The following is a 2,685-nucleotide window of genomic DNA, read 5'->3' on the forward strand; positions in this document are numbered from 1 at the left end:
TCAAGCGCCTCCACGAGATGGAGCACGGCGTTCTCGGGCGGCATCACCGGCGGGACCACGCCGAGAGCGCCGAGTGCCGCCCCCGTCAACGTCAGCCCCTCGGCCCACCACGGCGGCGGCGAGAACCGACGCCGGTCCCACCCCGTCAGGATCGGCCGGACCCGGTAGCGACGCTCCGCGTCCAGGCCGGGCAGCCGGAACCGTGCCCCCAGGCTGACGGTGGGGGTGGCGACCAGCGCGTAGGAGAACAGCGCACGAGTTCGATCGGCGGCGACGATCCCTCCCACGACCAGCGAGGGATCGGGTTCGTCGACGCGCACCAGATCCCCCCGCAGCAGCCAGGCGCGTTGCGCCCGGTAGAACGCGATCCACTCGGCGAGTTCGGCTCGCTCGGACGCGGAGGCCGCCCGTAGATCCCATTCGACGCCCAGGTGCCCAAACAACGCGGTCGCCGCCCGGAACGTCAGATCGTGGGAGCGTTCGGTGACGTGCGAGCGTCCGCTGGCGATGTGGGAGCCCAGCATTTCTGGGGGGAGTAGTTGGGTCGTCCAGCGCAGCATCTGCTGACGGTCCAGCGGGTCGATGTTGTCCGAGACCCACACCCGGTCGGTGTGCTCGGCCACGCCCAGATCGACCCGCGCCCCGCCCGAGGAACACGACTCGATCTCCAGGCCCGGATGACGCCGTTTGAGTTCGGCCATCAGCCGGTAGGCCGCCAGGGTCTGCGCGTGGACGCCGGGGCGGCCCCCAGGCGGACCGCCCGCATCGCTCAGGTCGCGGTTGTGGTCCCACTTGAGATAACTGATCGGGTAGGCGCTCAGCAGGGCGTCCATCGCGTCGCGGACGTGCGCATAGCACTCCGGGATGCCGAGGTTGAGCACCTGCTGATGGCGCGACGGCACGGGCAGCCTGCCCCCGGTCGCCATCACCCACTCCGGATGGGCCCGGGCCACGTCGGAGTCGAGGTTGACCATCTCCGGCTCGAACCACAACCCGAACTGCATGCCCAGCCCGGTGACGTGTTCCACCAGCGGCCCCAGCCCGTCCGGCCACACCGCGTCCGCGACCACCCAGTCGCCCAGCCCGGAGGTGTCGTCGCGCCGTGAGGAGAACCAGCCGTCGTCCAGGACGAAGCGCTCCACTCCGGCCGCGGACGCCAGGTCGGCCAGGTCGCGCAGCGGTTCGAGCGCGTGGTCGAAGTAGACCGCCTCCCAGACGTTCAGCGTGACCGGACGCTGGGCGTCGGGGTGCTGCGGGCGCGCCCGCAGGAACCGGTGAAAGCGGCGTGCCACCGCGTCCAGGCCCGCCCCGTAGGAGCCGTACAACCACGGAGAGGTGTAGTCCTCGCCCGGAGCCAGGACGATCTCGCCGGGCAGCAGCAATTCCCCGCCGCCGAGCACCCGCTCGCCGGTGGAGACCTGTTCGGCGTAGTGGATGTGGTTTCCGGACCAGCCCACATGGACACCCCACACGTCGCCGGCGGCGAAACCGAAGCCGGGCACGCCCGCGTGCAGAACGGTGGCGGCGTCCGCGCCGGTGCGGCCGCGGCGGCCCTCGCGCAGGTGCGTCCCCACGGTGAAGTCGCGTCGCTGCGGGACGCGTTCGTTGGCCCAGCGTCCCGCGAAGTCCAGCAGGGTGGCGGCCCGGTCGGGCACCGGGTAGGCGAGGGTGAGGGAGTCGAGCTGATAGGGGGCCGACCCCGCGTTGGCGAGGGTGGCGCGGCTGCGCAGCAACCCGCCGGGGGTGAGCTCGATCGCCAGGGTCAGGTCGAGGCCCGCGGCCGGGTCGGCGGCGCGCACCACCACCGCGTGGCCCTCCGCGATCCCGGTGTCGGCTGCCAGCGGGACGCCGTCGAGGGTGAGTGAGCTGACGGTGAACTGCGGCGACCAGTCCCGGCCCGCCCGCGACCCCTGCAGCCCGGGGCGTCCCGTCCATCCGGTGTGCCCCTCCGGGAGGATCGCCAGCCGCGGGGGAACGTCGGGCAGGTTCGGGGCGACCGGCGGCTGGGCGGCCAGGCCGAGGGCGCGGGCGTCGTCGAGGTGCAGCGGGCCAAGATCGGCCCCCCAGTGCAGCAGGGCGGGCAGGCGTCCCCCGGACGCGTCCAGTAGGACGCTCACCGAGTCGCGGCGCAAGGAGACGAACGTGTGGGGCGAGGTCATGGCTCCATCCTCACGTCCCCGGACGCCCGGCACCAGGAAACCCGGAGGAGAAGGCCGCCAGGGAGCCGAATCCATCGGGATTGACGATGGATGGCCCACCTCCCACGCTGAATGCATGACGACACCAGGACGCGGGGCGGAGTTCGAGGACACCTTCCGCGCGCTCTATCTCGCCTACCATCGGCGCGACGGACCGCGGTCGGACGTCCCTGCGGCGTCCCGCGCCGTGCTCACCCACCTGGTCCTCACCGGACCGGTGACGATCGGGGAGCTCGCGGTGCATCTGCAGCGCTCGCAGTCGGTGGTCAGCGACATCGTCGGTCACCTGGTCCGCGACGGCTATCTGGACCGCGCCACCGATCCTGCCGACCGCCGACGGGTTCGGGTCTGGCTCAGCCCCCAAGGCCGGGCCTTGCTCGATCGCCTCAACCGGGTCCTCGACGTCCTCCTGCTGGACGCCGCCCTCGCCACCATCGCCGATGCCGATGCCCTGATCCGTGGCCTGCACGCCCTCGCGGCCCAGGCC

The 2,685-nt window shown here is 72.3% G+C and carries 2 protein-coding genes; one reads left to right on the forward strand and one right to left on the reverse strand.

Going from position 1 to position 2,685, the window contains the following annotated elements:
* Nucleotides 1–2,159: alpha-galactosidase (locus V7E09_RS15095; protein ID WP_324523670.1), on the reverse strand; the 2,159-nt coding region annotated here is incomplete at its 3' end.
* A gap of 115 nt (nucleotides 2,160–2,274) precedes the next feature.
* Between V7E09_RS15095 and V7E09_RS15100 the strand changes: the two genes are divergently transcribed.
* Nucleotides 2,275–2,685 (forward strand): MarR family winged helix-turn-helix transcriptional regulator (locus tag V7E09_RS15100; RefSeq protein WP_324523671.1); only part of this gene is annotated, 411 nt, incomplete at its 3' end.

Origin of the sequence: Propioniciclava sp. (assembly GCF_036744435.1) — a bacterium.
GTDB lineage: Bacteria > Actinomycetota > Actinomycetes > Propionibacteriales > Propionibacteriaceae > Propioniciclava.